This window comes from Diaphorobacter sp. HDW4B, assembly GCF_011305535.1.
Taxonomy (GTDB): Bacteria; Pseudomonadota; Gammaproteobacteria; order Burkholderiales; family Burkholderiaceae_C; genus Diaphorobacter_A.
In genome coordinates this window covers 4,734,929-4,756,396 of record NZ_CP049905.1, presented here as the reverse complement: position 1 = coordinate 4,756,396, position 21,468 = coordinate 4,734,929, and the positions used below count along the sequence as shown (strand labels likewise).

At 61.1% G+C, this 21,468-nt stretch carries 21 protein-coding genes and 1 tRNA gene; 8 read left to right on the top strand and 14 right to left on the bottom strand.

From position 1 onward, the window contains the following. Nucleotides 1–98 precede the first annotated feature (98 nt). The 10 genes from G7048_RS21780 to uvrB all read right to left on the bottom strand — a co-directional run bounded on the left by G7048_RS21780 (nt 99) and on the right by uvrB (nt 8,953). Nucleotides 99–173, bottom strand: a tRNA-Val gene (locus G7048_RS21780). Between the two features lie 32 nt (nt 174–205). Continuing rightward, a complete protein-coding gene (dnaQ, locus tag G7048_RS21775; protein ID WP_166070142.1) occupies nt 206–940 on the bottom strand; it encodes a DNA polymerase III subunit epsilon in 735 nt (244 codons plus the stop codon). Next, the gene (gene fdx / locus G7048_RS21770; protein ID WP_166070141.1) at nt 940–1,278 is read right to left on the bottom strand and encodes an ISC system 2Fe-2S type ferredoxin; all 339 of its coding nucleotides are present in this window, start codon (nt 1,276–1,278) and stop codon (nt 940–942) included. Before fdx ends, dnaQ begins: the two co-directional genes overlap by 1 nt. A gap of 47 nt (nt 1,279–1,325) precedes the next feature. Beyond that, complete coding sequence (gene hscA, locus G7048_RS21765) at nt 1,326–3,206, bottom strand: Fe-S protein assembly chaperone HscA (RefSeq protein ID WP_166070140.1); 1,881 nt, start codon at nt 3,204–3,206, stop codon at nt 1,326–1,328. A 98-nt stretch (nt 3,207–3,304) separates the two neighbouring features. Then, nucleotides 3,305–3,823 (bottom strand): Fe-S protein assembly co-chaperone HscB, encoded by a 519-nt coding sequence (gene hscB / locus G7048_RS21760; protein ID WP_166070139.1) that lies wholly within the window; start codon nt 3,821–3,823, stop codon nt 3,305–3,307. A gap of 62 nt (nt 3,824–3,885) precedes the next feature. Further along, nucleotides 3,886–4,209, bottom strand: coding sequence for an iron-sulfur cluster assembly protein IscA (iscA, locus tag G7048_RS21755; RefSeq protein ID WP_166070138.1), 324 nt, complete (start codon nt 4,207–4,209; stop codon nt 3,886–3,888). Nucleotides 4,210–4,214: 5 nt separating this feature from the next. Beyond that, nucleotides 4,215–4,628 (bottom strand): Fe-S cluster assembly scaffold IscU, encoded by a 414-nt coding sequence (gene iscU, locus G7048_RS21750; RefSeq protein WP_166070137.1) that lies wholly within the window; start codon nt 4,626–4,628, stop codon nt 4,215–4,217. 87 nt (nt 4,629–4,715) lie between these two features. Further along, nucleotides 4,716–5,936: an IscS subfamily cysteine desulfurase gene (locus G7048_RS21745; RefSeq protein ID WP_166070136.1), complete on the bottom strand. Its 1,221-nt coding sequence runs from the start codon at nt 5,934–5,936 to the stop codon at nt 4,716–4,718. A 120-nt stretch (nt 5,937–6,056) separates the two neighbouring features. After that, complete coding sequence (iscR, locus tag G7048_RS21740) at nt 6,057–6,593, bottom strand: Fe-S cluster assembly transcriptional regulator IscR (protein ID WP_166070135.1); 537 nt, start codon at nt 6,591–6,593, stop codon at nt 6,057–6,059. Nucleotides 6,594–6,871: 278 nt separating this feature from the next. Beyond that, on the bottom strand, nt 6,872–8,953 hold the full coding sequence (uvrB, locus tag G7048_RS21735; protein WP_166070134.1) for an excinuclease ABC subunit UvrB: 2,082 nt from the start codon (nt 8,951–8,953) through the stop codon (nt 6,872–6,874). Between the two features lie 169 nt (nt 8,954–9,122). Between uvrB and G7048_RS21730 the strand changes: the two genes are divergently transcribed. After that, nucleotides 9,123–10,319 carry an amino acid aminotransferase gene (locus tag G7048_RS21730; protein WP_166070133.1) on the top strand — a complete coding sequence of 399 codons (1,197 nt, stop codon included), beginning with the start codon at nt 9,123–9,125 and terminating at the stop codon, nt 10,317–10,319. Nucleotides 10,320–10,618: 299 nt separating this feature from the next. Here the strand turns inward: G7048_RS21730 and ygiD are convergent, their stop codons facing one another. Then, on the bottom strand, nt 10,619–11,524 hold the full coding sequence (ygiD, locus tag G7048_RS21725) for a 4,5-DOPA dioxygenase extradiol (RefSeq protein ID WP_166071113.1): 906 nt from the start codon (nt 11,522–11,524) through the stop codon (nt 10,619–10,621). A gap of 164 nt (nt 11,525–11,688) precedes the next feature. Here ygiD and G7048_RS21720 point away from each other — a divergent pair, with 164 nt between their 5' ends. The 3 genes from G7048_RS21720 (at nt 11,689) to G7048_RS21710 (ending at nt 13,864) form a co-directional block, all read left to right on the top strand. Next, nucleotides 11,689–12,366, top strand: a complete 678-nt coding sequence (locus G7048_RS21720) for a DUF1294 domain-containing protein (protein WP_166070132.1) — start codon at nt 11,689–11,691, stop codon at nt 12,364–12,366. A 110-nt stretch (nt 12,367–12,476) separates the two neighbouring features. Continuing rightward, nucleotides 12,477–13,385: a hypothetical protein gene (locus G7048_RS21715; protein WP_166070131.1), complete on the top strand. Its 909-nt coding sequence runs from the start codon at nt 12,477–12,479 to the stop codon at nt 13,383–13,385. Next, nucleotides 13,382–13,864: a type III secretion system chaperone gene (locus tag G7048_RS21710; protein ID WP_166070129.1), complete on the top strand. Its 483-nt coding sequence runs from the start codon at nt 13,382–13,384 to the stop codon at nt 13,862–13,864. Before G7048_RS21715 ends, G7048_RS21710 begins: the two co-directional genes overlap by 4 nt. 13 nt (nt 13,865–13,877) lie before the next feature. Here the strand turns inward: G7048_RS21710 and G7048_RS21705 are convergent, their stop codons facing one another. The 3 genes from G7048_RS21705 to azu all read right to left on the bottom strand — a co-directional run bounded on the left by G7048_RS21705 (nt 13,878) and on the right by azu (nt 17,448). Further along, the gene (locus G7048_RS21705; protein WP_166070128.1) at nt 13,878–16,337 is read right to left on the bottom strand and encodes a YgiQ family radical SAM protein; all 2,460 of its coding nucleotides are present in this window, start codon (nt 16,335–16,337) and stop codon (nt 13,878–13,880) included. A gap of 175 nt (nt 16,338–16,512) precedes the next feature. Continuing rightward, complete coding sequence (locus G7048_RS21700; RefSeq protein WP_166070127.1) at nt 16,513–16,722, bottom strand: hypothetical protein; 210 nt, start codon at nt 16,720–16,722, stop codon at nt 16,513–16,515. 267 nt (nt 16,723–16,989) lie between these two features. Next, entirely contained in the window at nt 16,990–17,448 is a 459-nt protein-coding gene (gene azu / locus G7048_RS21695; RefSeq protein ID WP_166070125.1) for an azurin, read from the bottom strand. A 165-nt stretch (nt 17,449–17,613) separates the two neighbouring features. On the opposite strand from azu, the gene G7048_RS21690 reads away from it, so the two are divergent. The 4 genes from G7048_RS21690 (at nt 17,614) to G7048_RS21675 (ending at nt 21,456) form a co-directional block, all read left to right on the top strand. After that, nucleotides 17,614–18,210 carry a YigZ family protein gene (locus tag G7048_RS21690; protein ID WP_166070124.1) on the top strand — a complete coding sequence of 199 codons (597 nt, stop codon included), beginning with the start codon at nt 17,614–17,616 and terminating at the stop codon, nt 18,208–18,210. Between the two features lie 102 nt (nt 18,211–18,312). Next, on the top strand, nt 18,313–19,737 hold the full coding sequence (locus tag G7048_RS21685) for a dihydrolipoyl dehydrogenase (protein ID WP_166070123.1): 1,425 nt from the start codon (nt 18,313–18,315) through the stop codon (nt 19,735–19,737). Between the two features lie 67 nt (nt 19,738–19,804). Next, nucleotides 19,805–20,137, top strand: coding sequence for a helix-turn-helix domain-containing protein (locus G7048_RS21680; protein WP_166070122.1), 333 nt, complete (start codon nt 19,805–19,807; stop codon nt 20,135–20,137). 8 nt (nt 20,138–20,145) lie between these two features. After that, the gene (locus tag G7048_RS21675) at nt 20,146–21,456 is read left to right on the top strand and encodes a type II toxin-antitoxin system HipA family toxin (protein WP_166070121.1); all 1,311 of its coding nucleotides are present in this window, start codon (nt 20,146–20,148) and stop codon (nt 21,454–21,456) included. Nucleotides 21,457–21,468: the final 12 nt, after the last annotated feature.

Below are 21,468 nucleotides of genomic sequence, written 5' to 3'. Positions count from 1 at the left end.
GGCGCAGTTGTTCCCGACCGAGAATTGAGATCCCGCGAATCGAGCTTGGGCATCAACAAAAAACCCTCTTGAACCTGAGTTCAAGAGGGTTTTGAAATTGGTGGGTGATACATGGATCGAACATGTGACCCCTGCCGTGTGAAGGCAGTGCTCTACCGCTGAGCTAATCACCCGTTTGTCGCTGTGTGTCGCGACAAGAGGGCTATTATGACACGGAATTCTGGTCGCTTGCGGGAAGTGGCCAGATTGTTTTTCCGCCGCTCGATTTGTCGATCTGCTTGAGCACGTCGAGATGCGCAGTCAACTCGTCTTCGTTCGCGGCGATGACCTGCAGTTTCAGGCTGCTGAAATCGATGGCGGCCACGCGCACGGCGCCGGCGTTCTTGTCCTTGGGTTCTTCATCCGCAATCAGCAAGGCCTCCTGGCCTCGGGTCATGTTGATGTAGACGTCGGCGAGCAGTTCCGCATCAAGCAAGGCCCCGTGCAGCGTGCGGCCGGAGTTGTCGACTTCGAGGCGATCGCACAGTGCATCCAGCGAGTTGCGCTTGCCGGGGAACATTTCCTTGGCCATGGCCAAGGTGTCGATCACGCTGTCGACATAGCTCTTGACGGGCTTTCTGCCGCAGAGCTGGAACTCCTTGTTCAGGAAGCTGATGTCGAACGCGGCGTTGTGGATGATGAGTTCCGCGCCTTGTAGGTATTCGACGATCTCGTCCGCGAGTTCCGCGAACTTGGGTTTGTCCTTGAGGAATTCGTTGCTGATGCCGTGCACCCGGAGCGCGTCTTCGTGGCTGTCGCGTTCGGGGTTGAAGTAGATGTGCAGGTTCTTGCCCGTGAGCTTGCGGTTCACGAGTTCCACGCAGCCCAGTTCGATGACGCGGTCGCCCGTTTCAGCGGAAAGGCCCGTGGTTTCAGTATCCAGCACGATCTGACGTGACATCAGTGGTTCTCCTTGGCGTGGTTGATGGAGTACTTGGGAATCTCCACCGTGACGTCTTCCTTGGCCAGAATGGCCTGGCACGACAGACGCGATTGTGGCTCAAGGCCCCAGGCGCGGTCGAGCAGGTCTTCTTCCTCTTCCTCGGCCTCGTTGAGTGAATTGCCGCCCTGGCGCACGATGACGTGGCACGTGGTGCAAGCGCAGCTCATGTCGCAAGCGTGCTCGATGTTGATCTTGTTGTCGAGCAGTGCTTCGCAGATCGACGTGCCTGCGGGCGCAGTGATTTCAGCGCCTTGCGGGCAGTATTCTGGATGCGGAAGAATTTTGATGACGGGCATGGGGATTCGCTTTGTGTTCTTGGTTCGGTGCGTCTTTTATTGTTGGTTTACAGCGTCTGGATGTTCTTGCCAGCCAACGCTTCGCGAATGCCGCGATTCATGCGTTGAGCGGCGAATTGTTCCGTGCCTTTGGCGAGCGCTTGCGTGCCGGCCTCGAGGGCTGCGGCATCGTCGCTCGTCGCATGCAGCGTGCGCAGCGCCTGCATGAGCGCATCAATCTCGGTACGTTCCTTGTCGCTCAGCACATCGCCATCGACGTCGAGCGCGCTCTGCGTCGCCATCAGCAGACGGTCGGCGTCGACACGCGCTTCGACCACGGCGCGCTGACGCATGTCCTGCTGCGCGGTGGCGAAACCGTCTTCCAGCATCTTGGCGATCTGGTCATCCGACAGGCCATACGAAGGCTTCACATCGACCTTGGCTTCGACGCCGCTGCCCTGCTCTTTGGCGCTCACAATAAGCAGGCCATCGGCATCGACGGTGAAGGTCACGCGGATGCGCGCGGCACCGGCAGCCATGGCTGGAATGCCGCGCAGTTCGAAGCGCGCGAGGCTGCGGCAGTCGGCCACCAGATCGCGCTCGCCCTGCACCACGTGGATGGCCATTGCGGTCTGGCCGTCCTTGTAGGTGGTGAAATCCTGCGCCTTGGCGGTGGGAATGGTTTCGTTGCGACCGACGATGCGCTCGACCAGGCCACCCATGGTTTCGACGCCGAGCGAGAGTGGAATCACGTCGAGCAGCAGCAGGTCGCCAGCGGAGTTGTTGCCCGCAAGCTGATTGGCCTGAATGGATGCGCCGAGTGCCACCACTTCATCCGGATTCAGATTCGTGAGCGGTTCTTTTCCAAAGAATTCGGCCACTGCAGTCAGCACTTGCGGCATGCGCGTGGAGCCGCCTACCATGACCACGCCCTGCACTTCTTCGCGATCAAGCTGCGCATCGCGCAAGGTGCGGCGAACGGCGGTCAGCGTGCGCTTGGTGAGGTCCGCTGTCGCGGCATCGAAGTCGGCACGGGTCACGGCAAAGTCGAGCGGCTTGCCTGCCAGCGTGGCGGTGAACTGCGCGCAGTCCGCATCGGTCAGCGCTTCTTTGCAGGCGCGAGCAGCCATGCGCACAGCAGTCTTGTCTTCAGGCGTCTGCGCCGTCAGAGCATGCTGAGCGAGCACCCAGTCACCCAACGCAGCGTCGTAGTCATCACCGCCCAATGCAGAATCACCACCCGTGGCGATGACCTCGAACACGCCTTGCGTGAGTCGCAGAATCGAGATGTCGAACGTGCCGCCGCCCAGGTCGTACACGGCGTACAGTCCTTCGGACGAGTTGTCGAGACCGTAGGCAATCGCAGCTGCGGTGGGTTCGTTGATGAGGCGCAGCAGGTTCAGACCCGCGAGCTTGGCGGCGTCCTTGGTGGCCTGGCGTTGTGCGTCATCGAAATACGCAGGCACGGTGATCACCGCGCCATAGATGTCGTCGTTGAAGCTGTCTTCCGCACGGAAACGCAGCGTCGCCAGAATCTCGGCGCTCACTTCAACGGGCGACTTCACACCGCCTGCCGTTTGAATGGCGACCATGCCTTGCTGCGCGGCATTTTCACCGCCTTGCGTGAGCAGCTCGTAGGGCAGCGACGCCTTGTCGGTGATGTCGGCCAAGCCACGACCCATCAGGCGCTTGACCGAGGCTATCGTGTTGACGGGATCCTGCAGACGCGAAGCGACCGCGTCATAGCCGATCTGGCGACCACTGCCCTCCATGTAGCGCACGACAGATGGCAGCAGCACCCGGCCCTGTTCATCAGGCAGGCATTCCGCAACGCCATGGCGCACAGCGGCCACGAGCGAATGGGTGGTGCCCAGATCGATGCCCACGGCGATGCGCCGCTGATGCGGGTCAGGGGATTGACCGGGTTCGGAAATCTGCAGGAGCGCCATGAAGTCTGTCTTTGTTCTGAATGGTTTGAAAGCGAATGCCGACTTGGGGCATTCAGGCGGCGTGCGCTGCTGCTGGCAGCGGCCACCCATCACAAGCTCTATTGTGCAAGCTGCTCGTGTTTCACATCGACGTCGTGTGCAAAACGCGCAATGAACATGAGGGCTCTGACTTCCTGCGCCGCTTTGGCAAGGTCGTTTTGCTCGTCAATCAAGCTTGCCAGTTTTACCAACGCTTGCTTGCGCGCAGCCTGCACCATGTCGCCCAGCTCATCGAGTGCGTCTTCGGTGGTCGCGTCGTCGAGCGTTTCGCGCCATTCCATCTGCTGCATGAGGAAGGCGGCCGGCATGGCGGTGTTGTCTTCCGCGCCGATGTTCACGTCGTTCAGCTCGCACAGATACGTGGCGCGCTTGAGCGGATCTTTCAGACGCTGGTAGGCCTCGTTGATGCGCACCGACCATTGCATCGCCACGCGCTGCGCAGCGCTGCCCTGGGCCGCAAAGCGATCAGGGTGGGCCTCGCGTTGTAGGTCTTTCCAACGCGCATCAAGTTGTGCGCGGTCCTGTGCGAATTGCCGGGGCACACCGAACAATTCAAAGTCGTCAGATTGCAGATTCATAACAAGAAAAAACCGCCAGCACTGGGAGCGATGGCGGTTTCATATGGCCTGAGCCAAACGTTTCAGACGCGGAAACTTTCGCCGCAACCGCAACGATCACGCTCGTTCGGATTGTTGAACTTGAAGCCTTCATTCAGGCCTTCGCGCACGAAGTCGAGCTCCGTGCCGTCGATATAAGCAAGGCTCTTGGGGTCGATCAGCAGCTTCACGCCATGGTTCTCGAAGATGATGTCTTCGGGAGCCTGATCGTCCACATATTCCAGCTTGTAAGCCAGCCCCGAGCAGCCCGTGGTCTTCACACCAAGGCGCACGCCCAGCCCCTTGCCGCGACGCGACAGGTAGCGGCTGACGTGCCTTGCGGCAGCTTCGGTCAATGTCACTGCCATGTTGCTCAGGCCGCTGTCGAATCTGCAGCCGCAGTTTCGCCGCGCTTGGCCTTGTAGTCGTTCACGGCTGCCTTGATGGCGTCTTCGGCCAGGATGGAGCAGTGAATCTTCACGGGTGGCAGTGCCAACTCTTCAGCGATGATGCTGTTCTTCAAAGCAGCCGCTTCGTCGAGTGTCTTGCCCTTGACCCATTCGGTCACGAGCGAGGACGATGCGATCGCCGAGCCGCAGCCGTAGGTCTTGAAACGTGCGTCTTCGATCACGCCGGTTTCGGGGTTCACCTTGATCTGCAGCTTCATCACGTCGCCGCAAGCCGGTGCGCCGACCATGCCGGTGCCGACGGTGTCGTCACCCTTGTCGAACGAGCCCACGTTGCGGGGGTTCTCGTAATGGTCGATCACTTTGTCTGAATAAGCCATGGTGTTTCTCCTTTTGCTGCGTCAGCCGCCCTGCTTTCAAGGCAGGCGGGGCGCAGAGATCAATTTCAAATTCTCTTGCGCTGCCGATCAGTGAGCAGCCCACTGGATGGTGCTCAGGTCCACGCCATCCTTGAACATTTCCCACAGAGGGCTGAGTTCACGCAGCTTGGCCACGTTGTGACGGATGGTGGAAATCGCATAGTCGATTTCCTCTTCGGTCGTGAAGCGGCCAATCGTCATGCGCAGGCTGCTGTGAGCGAGCTCGTCGCTGCGGCCAAGGGCGCGCAGCACGTAGCTGGGCTCCAGGCTTGCCGAGGTGCATGCGGAACCGGACGACACGGCCAGACCCTTGATGCCCATGATCAGCGATTCGCCTTCGACGAAGTTGAAGCTCATGTTCAGGTTCTGCGGAACGCGGTGCTCCATGCTGCCGTTGATGAACACCTGTTCGATGTCGGCGAGACCGTCCAGCAGACGCTTTTGCAGCTTGGCGGCCTTCTCGTTCACCTCGTTCATTTCGAGCTTGATGATGCGGAAGGCTTCGCCCATGCCGACGATCTGGTGCGTTGGCAAGGTGCCCGAACGCATGCCGCGCTCGTGGCCACCGCCGTGGATCTGCGCTTCCAGACGAATGCGTGGCTTGCGGCGAACGTACAGCGCGCCCACGCCCTTGGGGCCATAGGTCTTGTGCGCGGTCATGCTCATCAGGTCGATGGGCAGCTTGCTCATGTCGATCTCGACACGGCCAGTCGCTTGCGCTGCATCGACGTGGAAAATGATGCCCTTTTCGCGGCAGATCGCGCCGATCGCAGGGATGTCCTGGATCACGCCGATCTCGTTGTTCACGAACAGCACGCTGACCAGAATCGTGTCGGGGCGAATCGCGGCCTTGAAGGATTCCAGATCCAGCAGACCGTCTTCCTTGACGTCCATGTAGGTCACGTCGAAGCCCTGGCGCTCCAGCTCACGCATGGTGTCCAGCACGGCCTTGTGCTCGGTCTTGAGCGTGATGAGGTGCTTGCCCTTGCCCTTGTAGAACTGAGCGGCGCCCTTCAATGCCAGATTGATGGATTCGGTCGCACCGCTGGTCCACACGATTTCGCGAGGATCGGCACCGATCAGATCGGCCACGTAGCCACGAGACTTCTCGATGGCTTCTTCAGCTTCCCAGCCCCACGCATGACTGCGCGATGCCGCGTTGCCGAAATGTTCGCGCAACCAAGGGATCATCGCGTCAACGACACGGGGATCCACAGGAGTGGTCGCGCCGTAGTCCAGGTAAATGGGGAAATGGGGAGTCATGTCCATGGCTATCTCGCTTGGGCGATCTGGCTGGCGAATGTCAGTTATCAGAATGGGTTGAAAACAGCGGTCCTTCTGGCGCGGCTCGCCGCCCGGCTGCATGCCGGACGCGCGATCCAGCGCGCATCAGGACTTGGCGAAGGCGTTGCCCAGAGCAAACACCGAGTTCGGTGCATTCACGCGAATGGGCTTGACCACCGGAGTCGTCGAAATCGCGCGACGAGCGACCGGCTTGTCCTCGATCTGCACACCCTTGGCGAGCTGATCGTCCACCAGCTTCTGCAGCGTGACGGAGTCGAGGAATTCCACCATGCGCTGGTTCAGCGAGGCCCACAGTTCGTGGGTCATGCAGCGACCGGCTTCGCCGAGGCAGTTTTCTTTGCCGCCGCACTGAGTCGCATCGATGGGTTCATCGACGGAAACAATGATGTCGGCCACGGTGATGTCGCCAGCCTTGCGGGCCAGCGTATAACCGCCGCCGGGGCCACGGGTGGATTCCACCAGTTCGTGACGACGCAGCTTGCCGAACAGTTGTTCCAGGTACGACAGGGAAATCTGCTGACGCTGGCTGATGGCCGCGAGGGTGACTGGGCCATTGTTCTGACGCAGGGCCAGATCAATCATGGCTGTGACCGCAAACCGGCCTTTGGTTGTGAGACGCATCGCAAGCTCCTTGTTGGTTCAGGCTTGATCGTTTGAGAAACACCTCGAATCGCCTGTTTGGCAATACGGGTACTACCGTCTCCGCCCGCTCTCTGCCGAGGCTTGAAACACAAGGGTTTCGCCCGTCAGAGCCCTAAGTTTTGTGGGGTTGTTTTCTTGAGTAATTAGCCCAAGTATACCACCAATCCCTATTGTTTTTGTCGGGTAACAAAATCTATCGCCGAGATAGCGCGGTTAAATAAATCCTTTCGCCCGCCGCCATCCCGTCGAAACCCGCATCAGCCTTGGCGCTCCGTGCCGCCATGTGCACCGAAGACGCGATCCTTGAGCTTGGCCAGTTGATCGCGCACGCGTGCCGCCTGCTCGAACTCCAGATTGCGTGCGTGATCCATCATGGCCTTCTCAAGCCGCTTGATCTCGCGCGCAATGTCCTTTTCCGACATTTCTTCCAGCTCCAGATCACGCGCTGCCTGCTGCTGCATGCGCTGTGAGTCCTGCCCGGCCTTTTCACTGTAGACACCATCAATCAGGTCTTTCACCTGCTTGACAATGCTTCGCGGTGTAATTCCGTGTAGCTCGTTGTATGCGATCTGTTTTGCGCGCCGACGTTCCGTTTCGCCGATGGCTTTTTTCATCGAGTCGGTGATCCGGTCCCCATACAGGATCGCCATCCCCTCGGAATTTCGGGCCGCGCGGCCAATTGTCTGGATCAAACTGCGTTCTGCGCGTAGGAAACCTTCCTTATCCGCATCCAGAATTGCAACCAGCGAGACCTCGGGAATGTCCAACCCTTCGCGAAGCAGGTTGATACCGACCAGCACATCGAAGGCGCCCAGGCGCAGGTCGCGGATGATTTCCACGCGCTCGACGGTATCGATGTCCGAGTGCAGATAGCGCACCTTCACACCGTTGTCCGAAAGATACTCGGTCAACTGCTCGGCCATGCGCTTGGTCAGCGTGGTAATGAGTACGCGCTGATTCTTTTCGACTCGAATGCGTATTTCCTGCAGCACATCATCGACCTGATGGGTCGCCGGACGCACCTCGACGATGGGATCAACCAGCCCGGTCGGCCGCACCAATTGCTCGACCACCTGCCCTGCATGGGTCTTCTCATAGTCCGCCGGCGTGGCCGAGACGAACACCACCTGACGCATGCGTTTCTCGAATTCCTCGAACTTGAGCGGCCGGTTGTCGAGCGCCGAAGGCAGGCGAAAGCCGTATTCCACCAACGTCGTCTTGCGCGCGCGGTCACCGTTGTACATGGCGTTGAGCTGGCCGATCATCTGGTGGCTCTCGTCAAGGAACATCACCGCGTCCTTGGAGAGATAGTCGGTCAGCGTGCTTGGCGGATCGCCCGGCATGGAGCCCGAGAGATGGCGCGTGTAGTTCTCGATGCCCTTGCAATGCCCCACTTCGCTGAGCATTTCCAGATCGAAGCGCGTGCGCTGCTCCAGGCGCTGCGCCTCGACCAGCTTGCCTTCCTTGACGAAGAACTTCAGACGCTCGTCCAGCTCTTCCTTGATGGTCTCGACCGCCGCCAGCACCTTGTCGCGCGGCGTCACGTAGTGGCTGCTCGGGTAGACGGTGAAACGCGGAATCTTCTGGATGACGCGGCCCGTGAGCGGATCAAAGAGCTGCAGGCTGTCCACCTCGTCATCGAACAGCTCGATGCGCAGCGCCAGCTCGGAATGCTCGGCCGGAAACACGTCGATGGTGTCGCCACGCACGCGGAACTTGCCCCGGCTGAAATCCTGCTCATTGCGCTGGTACTGCATGCGGATGAGCTGCGCGATCGCGTCGCGCTGGCTCAGCTTGTCGCCCGCGCGCAGCGTCATCACCATGCGGTGGTAGCTCGACGGCTCGCCGATGCCGTAGATGGCCGAGACCGTGGCGACGATCACCACATCGCGCCGCTCCAGCAGGCTCTTGGTGCATGACAGGCGCATCTGCTCGATGTGCTCGTTGATCGCGCTGTCCTTCTCGATGAACAGGTCGCGCTGGGGCACATAGGCTTCCGGCTGGTAATAGTCGTAATAGCTCACGAAATATTCCACCGCGTTCTTGGGGAAGAACTCGCGGAATTCGCTGTAGAGCTGCGCGGCCAGCGTCTTGTTGGGCGCGAACACGATGGCCGTGCGCCCAAGGCGCGCGATCACATTGGCCATGGTGAAGGTCTTGCCCGAGCCCGTCACGCCCAGCAAGGTCTGGAACGACTCACCATCATTCACCCCTTCGACCAGCTTGGCTATCGCCTCGGGCTGATCCCCGGCTGGTGGGTATGGCTGAAAGAGCTGAAAAGGCGAATTCGGGAAGGAAACGAACTCGCCTTCCTTCACTTCAGTAATGACTTCATGCATGACTTGTAAACGCAACTATGACTTGCGCCGTTAAAATCGAGGGTTGCCCCTCAAGGCAAATGGATCGAATGACTTGCTTGCACCCAAGTGCAGACGCTGTTCATCCTTTCAGCCGAGGTTAGTTTAGTTGGGGGCACCGCATCAGATTTCCACCCTTCAAGGACTTTTCATGTCTCTCTTCACCGCCGTCGAGATGGCCCCGCGTGACCCCATTCTGGGTCTGAACGAACAATTTGGTGCCGACACCAACCCCAACAAGGTGAATCTCGGCGTGGGCGTGTACTTCGACGACAACGGCAAGCTCCCGCTGCTGAAGTGCGTGCAAGCTGCAGAAAAAGCCATGATGGACAAGCCCACAGCCCGTGGCTACCTGCCCATCGACGGTATCGCTTCCTACGACAGCGCTGTCAAGACCCTCGTGTTCGGCGCTGACTCCGAAGTGGTCAAGGCTGGCCGCGTGGCCACCGTGCAAGCCGTGGGCGGCACCGGCGGCCTCAAGATCGGCGCTGACTTCCTCAAGAAGCTCAACCCGAACGCCAAGGTCCTGATCTCCGACCCCAGCTGGGAAAACCACAAGGCCATCTTCACCAACGCCGGTTTTGAAGTCGGCACCTACAAGTACTACGACGCGGCCACCCGCTCGGTGAACTTCGACGGCATGATCGCCGACCTGAGCGCTGCCGCCGCCGGCACCGTGGTCGTGCTGCACGCCTGCTGCCACAACCCCACCGGCTATGACATCACCGCTGCCCAATGGGACAAGGTCATCGAAGTGGTCAAGGCCAAGGGTCTGGTCGCTTTCCTCGACATGGCCTACCAAGGCTTCGGCCACGGCCTGAAGGAAGACGGCGCCGTGATCGGCAAGTTCATCGCCGCTGGCCTGAACATTTTTGTGTCCACTTCGTTCTCCAAGAGCTTCAGCCTGTACGGCGAGCGCGTCGGTGCCCTGTCCGTGGTCGCCAACGACAAGGACGAAGCCGCCCGCGTGCTGTCGCAACTGAAGATCGTCATCCGCACCAACTACTCCAACCCACCCACACACGGTGGTGCAGTGGTGTCGGCCGTGCTGAACGACCCCGCTCTGCGTGCTCAGTGGGAAGAAGAACTGGGCGAAATGCGCGTGCGCATCAAGGCCATGCGTCAGAAGCTGGTCGACGGTCTGAAGGCTGCCGGCGTGAAGCAGGACATGGACTTCATCACCACACAGATCGGCATGTTCTCGTACTCGGGTCTGTCCAAGGACCAGATGGTGCGTCTGCGTTCTGAGTTCGGCGTGTACGGTACCGATACGGGTCGTATGTGCGTGGCTGCGCTGAACAGCAAGAACGTGGAATACGTTTGCAAGGCGATTGCAGCGGTGATCTGATTCACCTCTTCATTGGCTGAATGCTGAGAGGCCGCTCCGGTTGGGGCGGCTTTTCTTTTTTGGGCTTTGCTCGGTGTTTTAGGGCGGGTGCCGGGACTGCCCCCGGCGGGGCAGTAACTTTTTGCTTGCGCCAAAAAGTCACCAAAAATCGCCTTGAATACCCGCGGCAGAACTCAGCTTCGCGCCGGAGGCGCTCCGTTCGGGCAACCGCCGCGAGTCAGAGGTTTCATAAGAGGTGGGTTTCGGCACTTCGCGTTGCTCGTGCCCGCGCATCTCGCGACCTCGCGAGATGTTTTCGCTCAGCCCCAGATTGCCGAGCGCATGGAGATCGATGCGGATTGGAAGCCGGTGTTGAAGAACCTTGGCATTTCCTTGCTGCTGGCTGCGCCTGCTGCGTAGAGGAGCGGTAAGTAGTGCTCGTGGGTGGGGTGTGACTGGATGGCGGTTTCGCCCAGTTTCTGGAATGTCTGCAGTTGGTCCAGTTGGCCGAGCTTGATCCAGTCGTTCACCTTGGTGTCGAATTCCGTCGCCCAGTCGTAGGCCTCGTTGGGGGCTGATCCGCGCTTTGTGCGTCTCAGGTTATGAACGGCGTTACCGCTGCCGACGATGAGCACGCCTCGCTCGCGCAGTGCGGCCAGTTGTTGGCCGAGTGCGTAGTGTTCTTCTGGTGGGCGGCTGTAGTCCATGCTGAGTTGCAGGACGGGGATCTGGGCCTTGGGGAACATGGGTTTGAGGACGGACCAGGTGCCGTGGTCGAGGCCCCATTCTCTTTCGTCCACGCCCAGTGCGGTCTTGGTGGCCGGTGATTTCAGTTCTGCGGCCAGGCTGCGGGCTACCTTGGGTGCGCCTGCTGCGGGATATTGCTGTTCGTGCAGTTCACGCGGGAAGCCGCTGAAATCGTGGATGGTGCGCGGCTCGGGCATGGCCGTGAGGTACCAGCCGTTCTTGGTCAGCCAATGCGCGGAGATGCAGAGGATGAGCTGTGGCTGCACGGCGCGGGTCATGAGTTCCGCGCCCATTTGCTGCCATGCGTGGCGCCATTGGTTGTCTTCGATGGCGTTCATCGGGCTGCCGTGGCCGACGAAGAGCACAGGCATGCGCGGGGATGGCTTGAGGGATTCGAGCAGGTTGCGCGTCTGTGCGCTGGCGGTGGAGCAGATCAGGCCTGCCGGGAAGGCAGTGGCCAGTGCGGCAAGACTTGCCAGCGTGGTTCTTCTTTGGAGCATGGTGGAGAGCGATTCTGCCAATGAAAGCGGCTTGCCGTACGAGGGCGGCGACTGGATAAACTATGCGCCTTGTCGGAGCGATCAAGCACAGCGAAGTTCCTCCGGCTTCTGGAAACAACTTCATCTGCCTTCAAAAAAGAACAATGCGCAAACAGGGAACGATTCGCCGCTGGGAAGTGGAACGCGGTTTTGGCTTCATCGACAGCGGCGATTCGCGTGATGTCTTTGTGCACGTCAAGGATTTTGCCAAGCCCGGCACCACGCCGGTCGCGGGCATGCAGGTGACGTACGAAGAAATCCAGGTCGGCGGCAAGGGCCCTCGCGCCGTGGATGTGCGCCTGGCTGGACGAGCCGCTGCAGCAACCAATCCCCCTCAAACACAAACCAGCGAACGCCCTCGCTCTGCGCAGCCCGCGCCGACGCGACGTGCATCGGGACCGGCCACGGGCAACTCGTTGTTCAAGGTGCTGCTGCTCATCTTGGTGGCTTTGTATGCCTTCGCCATCTTCTCGGGCCGCATGCCGTTCGTGCTGTTGGCCGTCGTGGGCTTGATCAATCTGGTCACCTACCTTGTCTACAACTTCGACAAGGACGCCGCCGAGAAAGGCCGCTGGCGGGTGAGCGAGAACACGCTGCACATGCTGTCGCTGATCGGTGGCTGGCCGATGGCCTGGTACGCGCAGCAGTCGCTGCGTCACAAGTCGTCCAAGCACGAGTTCCGCGTGATGTACTGGGTGACCGTGTTCGGCAATTGCGCGCTGTTGGCGGTGTATGTGCTTTTCCCGCAGTTGTGGCGCAACGTGACGTCCCACCTGAACTGAAAACAATCCTGACGGACATTGACCGCCCAGAAATTTTTTGGAACTGTGCGGATCGGCTGGTTACTTACCCGGGTAAACCGACCGAACAGGGCATTTTCAGGAGGCCTCACATGTCTGTCTCGCTTCACTCCATTGCCAAGGCACACATTCCCGCCACGTCTGCCGGCACCACAGCCGGTGCCAGCACGGTCAAGACGGCGCGCCATACGCTGACCGTCATGACCAGCCCGAACGAGCCCGGTCGCGCCAAGGCATCTGCGCTGCTCGAGCGCGGATCGTTCAGAAAGACGCTGGTGGGAATGCTCTCCTCCATCGGACTGTGCAGCGACAAACAGGCGCGCAATACCACCATGGAAAACGGTGCGAAACTGATCGATCAATTCAAGGCGCTGAGCAAATCGGGCTCCGCGAAGCCCAACGAAAAGGCGCTGCGCCTCGAGATGAACAATTTCAAGAACGAGCTTGCCGATCTCAAGGCCAGCAGCCCCAAAGACTATGCGGCAGTGAGCTGCATGCTCGAAGATGCGATCGCCGCGCTCAAACCGGACCAGCTCACCAGCCTGACCTTTTTTCTCGAAAACAATCGGGACACCTCCGAGCAGATCCCCGGCTGGGGCAACGAATTCAGAAGCTTGTCGCTGCTGAAAGACGAATCCTCGGACCACGGTCTGCACGCGATCATCGGCCAGGGGGTCGCCAAGAATCTGGCCGTCCAACTGCTCAACGACAAGGCAAGCGGTTCGAGCAAGAACATCATGACGGCCTACGAAAAAGTGGCTGATACGACGGCCCGCAACTGCCCCGGCCTGTCGTCACACATCATCGCCAACGTGCTGCTGTTCGAACACCACAACACTCCCGCTGCGCAACGCGCACCCTTGGACAAGGACAGCCTGCTGAAACATCCGCTCAACGCCTATGTGGCACCGCAAAGCACGGGCAAATCCAAGGCGACTCACCAAGCGCAGATGCACGTGATTCAACTCGCACAACAAAAACTGGAAAGCAACCAAACATGAGCCAAATCGATCAAATGCTGCAGGGGCTGGCCGCGTCGACGGGACTGTCCGACGCCATCCAATTCAACGAGCAAGGCGTCGCCACCCTGAGCGTGGCGGGCAAGCTGGAACTGCATCTCGAAAAGGTGAACGATGGTCGCGCGCTGCAGATGTATTGCGTCATCGGCCCGCTTCCACCGGTGCAACTGGAGGCCTTGCTGCTCGACGCCATGCAAGCCAATCTGTTCGCGGCGCAGACCAAGGGTTCCGTGCTGTCGATCGATGCACAGAGCAACGAGCTGCTGTTGAGCCAGCTCGTTCATCCGGAAGCAGTGAGCGACCAGCAATTTCTGGAACTGCTGGATGACTTCATCGACGTGGCCGAAATCTGGCGCGACAAGCTCGCGGCCAAGCGCTGGCTGCTTCCCGAGGCATCAAGCGCAGCGCCCAAAGCCGCCGAGCAGGAACTGATTCAGGCCCAGTTCATGCACCGGGTCTGATCACGCGCACCGTTCAACGCGGCTTGCGCGGGCCGCCCGGCTTCTTTCCGCCGCCCACGCCAGCGCGCGGAGGCAGACCCGTGTGCTGTGTGAGCATGCGGCCAGGAGCGGGCTGGCCGGGCTTGGCAAAGCGCACGTCCACTTCCTTTTCCTTCTGGGGCTTGGAAGAAGCAGAAGCGCCCAGCGGCTTGGCTGCCTTGCCCATGGTGTAGGCCTTGGCCTGCTGAGAGTTCACCGAGCGCGAGCCGACGCCCGTGCCTTGCGTGGAGTTCTTCTTGCGGGCGCTTTGATAACCGCCATCCACCAGCGGCTGGAAGGTCGGAATCAAGTGCTGCTTGCCGTTGCCGATCAGGTCGGAGCGGCCCATCGCCTTGAGGGCTTCGCGCAGCATGGGCCAGTTGTTCGGGTCGTGATAGCGCAGGAAGGCCTTGTGCAGACGGCGACGCTTTTCGCCGCGCACGATGTCCACGGTTTCCTCGTCCGCATCGCGCATCTCGCGGCGCACCTTGGTGAGGGTGTTGCGGCCCGAGTGGTACATGGCCGTGGCCGTGGCCATGGGGCTTGGATAGAAGGTCTGCACCTGATCGGCGCGAAAGCCGTTGCGCTTGAGCCAGATGGCGAGGTTCATCATGTCCTCGTCACTGGTGCCCGGGTGCGCGGCGATGAAGTACGGAATCAGGTACTGCTTCTTGCCTGCTTCTTCGCTGAACTTTTCGAAGAGCTGCTTGAAGCGGTCATAGCTGCCAATGCCCGGCTTCATCATCTTGTTGAGCGGGCCGGCTTCGGTGTGTTCAGGCGCGATCTTGAGATAGCCGCCGACGTGGTGCTGCACCAGCTCTTTCACGTACTCAGGCGACTTCACCGCGAGGTCGTAACGCAGACCGGAGCCGATCAGAATCTTCTTGATGCCGGGGAGCTTGCGCGCGCGGCGGTAGATCTTGATGAGCGGGTCGTGGTCGGTGTGCAGGTTCTGGCAGATGCCGGGGAACACGCAGCTGGGCTTGCGGCAGGCGGCTTCGATCTCGGGGCTCTTGCAGCCGAGGCGGTACATGTTGGCCGTGGGGCCGCCCAGGTCGGAGATGGTGCCGGTGAAGCCCTTCACCTTGTCGCGGATGTCCTCGATCTCCTGAATGATGGAGTCTTCGGAGCGGCTCTGGATGATGCGGCCTTCGTGCTCGGTGATGGAGCAGAAGGTGCAGCCGCCAAAGCAGCCGCGCATGATGTTGACCGACGTGCGGATCATCTCCCACGCGGGAATCTTGGTCGCGCCGTCGTGGCCGCCGGTTTCATCAGCGTAGCTGGGGTGTGGGTTGCGGGCGTATGGCAGGCCGAAGACCCAGTCCATCTCTGCTGTGGTCAGCGGGATGGGAGGCGGATTGAGCCACACATCGCGCGCCGTCACGCCTTCGCCGTGCGCCTGAACCAGCGCGCGGGCGTTGCCGGGATTGGTTTCCAGGTGCAGCACGCGGTTGGCGTGGGCATACAGAATCGGGTCGCTCTTGACGTCTTCGTAGCTGGGCAGACGCAGCACAGTGCGGTCGCGCGGAGGCAGTTTGCTCTTGCCTTTGCCGCGCAGCGACGGGTTGGGCATGAACTGGATCGGCTGCTCGCCCGATGGCATTGCTGCGGGTTGTTCACCGCCCTCTTCCTTGGAGCAGGTCTGGCCTTGTGCCTCGGCCTGCTCGCTGGTGGTCTGGTACGGATTGATGTGCGCTTCGACGACGCCGGGCTCGTCCACCTCGGTGGAATCGAGCTCGAACCAGCCCTCTTCCGATTCACGGCGGAAGAACGCGGTGCCGCGCACATCGGTGATTTTTTCGACGGGCTCACGCGCGGCGATGCGGTGCGCCACTTCCACCAGCGCGCGCTCGGCATTGCCGTACAGAAGAATGTCGCACTTGCTGTCCACCACGATGGAGCGGCGGACCTTGTCGCTCCAGTAGTCGTAATGCGCGATGCGGCGCAGGCTGCCTTCGATGCCGCCGAGCACGATCGGCACATCCTTGTAGGCTTCGCGGCAGCGCTGGCTATAGACGATGGCAGCGCGGTCGGGGCGCTTGCCAGCGACGTCGCCGGGGGTGTAGGCGTCGTCGCTGCGAATCTTGCGATCAGCCGTGTAGCGGTTGATCATCGAATCCATGTTGCCCGCGGTCACGCCCCAGAACAGATTGGGCTTGCCGAGCTTCTTGAACTCTTCGGCGCTTTGCCAATCGGGCTGCGCGATGATGCCCACGCGAAAACCCTGCGCTTCGAGCACGCGGCCAATCACGGCCATGCCGAAGCTCGGGTGATCCACATAAGCGTCACCCGTCACCAGAATGATGTCGCAGGAATCCCAGCCGAGCTGGTCCATTTCTGCGCGAGACATCGGCAGAAACGGCGCAGGGCCGAAGCGCTTGGCCCAGTACGGTCGGTAGCTGGTCAGCGGTTTGGCTGCTCGGTGGAAGAAGGAAACATCAATGGGAGCGTTCATTTGCGGGGTCCGTGGGAGGCCGGGCATTGTAGGCCGTCAGGGGGTTTTGCGCTTGTGGCTTGACCTGAATCCATTGACGGCGTGGGCTCAAGCGGCACACAAAAACAAAAAGCGGGCACAGAGCCCGCTTCATTCGTCACCGCTCAGCCGCCCAAGGACGCTGATCGCGGTGTGATCACCACTCGCCCATCGAGCGCACGATGTGGTCCAGATCGGCTGGCGGCTCGATGTAGGCAGAGCGCAGCAGCTGACCATTGCGCAACTGCACGGGCTCCTGCAGAGGTTGTGGCATGGCGACCGGCTGAAAATCGCTGGCCAGCCACAGTCCGGAGGCACCATGGGGTACGACGTAGTCTGTGGGAACAGTGAAATAGCTTGGCGACATGGCAACTCCTCTCAAATTGCGGGTGGACGGATGGAAAAACTCCTTGAATGAGAAATTGGCTGGGCAAACTCTCGCTGGGCTATCGACAGCTTAAATTTGCAAGCAAACTTCTTATGTAGGCTAACGCCTCTGCAGCGAGAACGGCTGACAGGAAAACAACTGAATTGACGAATAAAAAGTAAGACGGCGTAACCACTTGGCTACGCCGTCCTGTTTTTTTGATCAAAAGAGCTTGCGGGCCATGCACCGCAAGCTCAGTTGAATGGCTTATTTCGCCAGCGTCAGCGCGCCCTTCATGATGCCGGAGTGGCCAGGGAAGGAGCAGAAGAAGGTGTAGTCGTCACCCGCCTTGAGCTTGTTCACCGCGAAGGTGACCGATGCCGTCTCGCCACCGCCGATCAGCTTGGTGTGGGCGATCACGCGGGCGTCGGCGGGCTTGACGTAGTCCTTGTCGGCGCCGGCGGGAATGCCGTCGTTGGCGATGCCCTGCATGTCGGCCGTCTTGGCGATCACCAGGTTGTGGCCCATGGCGGTCTTGGGCATCTTGCCCACATGCTTGAGCTTGACGGTGAAATCCTTGCACGCGGCGGGAACGCTGATGGCCTTGGTGTTGAACTGCATGGCGTCGTTGCTTTCCACTTCGACACTGCAATTGGGCGCTGCAAACGCAGGCACGGCAGCAACGGAGACACAGGCGACGGCGATCCACTTCAGAAGCTTCTTCATTTCTTGCATTCCAGTTTGTCAGTGACAGGTAAATAACGGGTAAATACTAGGTCTCGCGAGCGCCTGATGGTTTGACATCGCTCAAGCATCACCAAATCGAAGTCAAGACACTTGAAGTGCTTCAAGGCAAAACGCCGCGCCTGCTCGGTTAAGCTCGACCGCGACATGCCTCACACCCTGAAATCAGCCGTCCACAGCGAACTCATCATCAAGAAAAGCCGTTTCATCGGCTGCGTGCAACCCATGAGCGACCGCGCCAGCGCGCAAGCTGTGGTCGAGCAACTGCGCGCCGAGCACCCCGGCGCGGCCCATGTCTGCTGGGCGTTGCTGGCGGGTGGGCAGTCTGCCGCTGTCGATGACGGAGAGCCCAGCGGCACGGCAGGTCGCCCCATGCTGGACGTGCTGCGTCATCAGGATCTGGAAGGCGTGCTCGCGACTGTGGTGCGCTACTTTGGCGGCGTGAAGCTGGGCGCAGGCGGACTGGTTCGGGCCTACACCGACAGCGTGGCGCAAGCGCTTTTGAAAGCCGAGAAGATCGAGCGCCAGGTGATGGCCGAACTCGAATGCAGCCTGCCCTACGCGCAGGAAGGCCTGCTGCGCCGCGAGGTCGAAGCCGCCGGTGCCGAGCTGCTGGAGGTGTCGCACGGCAGTCAGGTGATCGCGCGGCTGAAGATGCCGCAGAGCGCCGCTGCCAACTTCGTCGCACGGCTGAGCGATCTGGCCCAAGGGCGCATCGGCTGGATTCAGGACGGCACCCAGTAGACAGCTCAGGCGACCCGAGCCATCCAAGGCGCTTGCCTACAAAGGAACTTGCCGCCCGCCATGAAACTCGCACATGCACCATCGAACGACACAAAGCGAGCCATGAGCGAGACAAGCACCCCCATCGACACCATCATCATCGGCGCCGGATCGGCCGGCCTTTCCGCGCTGCGCGAAGTGCGCAAACGCACGGACAGTTTTCTCATCATCAACGACGGACCTTGGGGCACGACCTGTGCGCGCGTGGGCTGCATGCCGTCCAAGCTGCTGATCGAGGCGGCCAACGCCTTTGACCGCAGCAAGACTTTCGACACCTTCGGCATTCGCGGCGCGCAGCAACTGAGCGTGGACCTGCCCGCCGTGCTGACCCGCGTTCGCGCCCTGCGGAACGGTTTTGTCTCCGGCACCATCGAAGACTCGGATGCGGGACCGGACCACCAGATCAGCGGCCGCGCGCGACTGCTCGGCCCGAATCAGGTGACGGTCAACGGCAAGGAATACAGCGCGAGCCGCATCATCATCGCCACCGGAACGCGCCCGCGTTTCGACCCGGCATGGCATGCCATGGGCAACCGCGTGCTGACCACCGACACCTTGTTCGAGCAAACCACGCTATCCCCACGCATGGCCGTGTTGGGACTGGGAGCGGTGGGCGTGGAAATGGCGCAGGCGCTTGCACGATTGGGCATCGAAGTCACGGCCTTTGTGTCGCGCAAATCCGTCGCAGGACTGAGCGACCCGGATGTGCTGAACACGCTCTGGGGCGAGCTTGAAAAGGACTTCCACATACATGTTGGCGAACGCGCGAGCCTCGCCGCGCACAAGGACGGCGTCGAAGTGATCAGTGGCGACAAGCGCCTCGTCGTCGATCAGGTGCTTGCCGCCAGTGGCCGCGTTCCCAATGTCGAAGGGCTGGGTTTGGAAACGCTGGGCGTGGCGCTCGATGAACACGGCCTGCCGCCGTTCGACGGAAACACGCGCCAGATTGCCGATCTTCCGGTGTTTCTCGTCGGCGACATCGATCCCTCGCGCGCCTTGCTGCACGAGGCCTCCGACGAAGGCCACATCGCAGGCATGAACGCGTTTGCCGACAAGCCGCGCCATTACCGCCGACGCACGGTGCTGGGCATCAGCTTCTGCCAACCGAATGCCGCCGTGGTCGGCCAATCGTTCAAGGAATTGGCGGGGCAGGACATCGTCATCGGCCACATCGATTTCAGCCGTCAGGGACGCGCCCGCGTGGCGCAGGAGGACGCGGGCCTGCTGCGCGTCTACGTCGACCGCGCGAGCGGCAAGCTGTTGGGTTCCGAGATGTGCGCGCCCGCCGGAGAACATCTGGCGCACCTGCTGGCGCTCGCCATCAACAACGAGCTGACCGTGCAGCAGATGCTCAACATGCCGATCTACCACCCGGTGCTGGAGGAAGGCCTGCGCACAGCCCTGCGCCGAGCCGCCGGGCAACTGGCGCACAAGAGCCCCACGGACCTGGCGCTGTGTGATCTGGACAAGAACAGCGTGCTCGAATAGCAGCGGGAATAGAAAAAAGATCGCAAAAATGCTCTTTTCAATCAAAAAGAGTATGATGAGCATCATCATGAATGATGCTTTGATTGAATCCCTGGCCGCCGCCCGCAAGGCGCAGAAGATCACCCAGGCCGAGCTGGCCGAACGCGCCGGTCTCTCGCGCATGGCCGTTCAGCGCACGGAAACGGGCGATGTGGACCCGCGCTACTCCACGCTGGCGGAAATGTCCCGCGTGCTGGGCATGCAGATGATCGCCGTGCCTGCGGATCTCGTGCCTGCGCTGCAGGCGTTCATCCAGTCCGGCGGCAAGTTCCTCGGCCAGCCCACGGGGGCCGATGCGCCACCTTCGGTCGTCGATGTCTATGCCGCCGAGCCTGCGGCCAAATACGGCAAGGACCGCTGAGGCACGCCATGTCCACCTCGATCCGCTACCTGCGCCTGTACATGCACCAGCCCGCAGCGCTTGGGGGCGGACGGCGTGCCATCGGCTATCTCTCGCAGTACGGCGACATTCTGCGCATCTCGTTCGAGAGCGACTACATCGCCGACACGAACCGCCCCACCCTGTCGCTGAGCTACCGCGGCGGCAACGAGCCGGACACGCAGAGCATTCTGGCGTCCGCGCGCGATGCCCGGCTGGTGCGCACCGATGGACGCTGGCCGGTGTATTTCCAGAACCTGCTGCCCGAAGGCCATAACCGCGAGCGCCTTGCGCACGAACGCGGCTGCTCGCCCGATGACGAATTCGAGCTGCTTGCCGCCGCTGGGCACGACCTGATGGGCGCGCTCGAAGTCGAACCGATTCCGCCCAACGAAGCGATTCCCGAGGTCGTGCGCCACTGGCACACCACGCAGGGGCTGGACGTGCTCGAACCCGGCTTTGTCGAATATCCCGTGGAGGACGCGGCTTCGCTTCCCGGCATCGTCACCAAGTTCAGCGCCGTGCAGGACGGCCGCCGCTACACCGTGCACCGCAAGGGCGCTGCGGGCAGTGTCATTCTCAAGCTGCCGACCACGCACCACCCCGATCTGGTCGCCAACGAATACGCCTGCTACCAGCTCTGCAAGGCGCTCGGCCTGCAGACGGCGGATGCCGACATCATCACCCGCGCGCAGGCCGATCTGCCGGAGCATGTGCCGTTCGACGAAATCCTCGCAGTGCAGCGTTTTGACCATCTGCCCGATGGTTCGCGCATCCACATGGAAGAGTTCAATCAGGCCCTCGGCTACGCGCCGCGCCACAAATACGGCAAGGGCCTACAGCAGGACTGGCCGACCATGCTGCGCGTGCTTGACCGCCTGAGCCCCCAGCCCGTGCACGACACGCGCGAATTCCTCGCGCGCACGGTCGCCGCCATCCTCATGGGCAACACCGACGCGCACCTGAAAAACTGGGCGCTGATTTATCCCGATGGCCGCCAACCACGGCTCGCGCCGGTCTATGACTGTGTTTGTGTCGCCTCGTTCTTCGAAGGCACATCGACCCAGCAATACGCAGTGAACAAGGCCATCGATGTGGCGATGCGCGCGCTGTCGTGGGACGACATGGAAGCGCTCATCAAATCCGCAGGACTGCTGCGCGCATCACGGCATGTCGCGCTGCTCAAGGAGGTGGTCGCACAAGCCAAAGCCGACTGGCCCAAACTGCTCGTCGATGCGCCGCAAAACATGCGCCAAACGATCGAAGTGCGCCTTGCGGGCGGTGTGGCGCTCGCAGGCTGAAGCGAGGTCGTG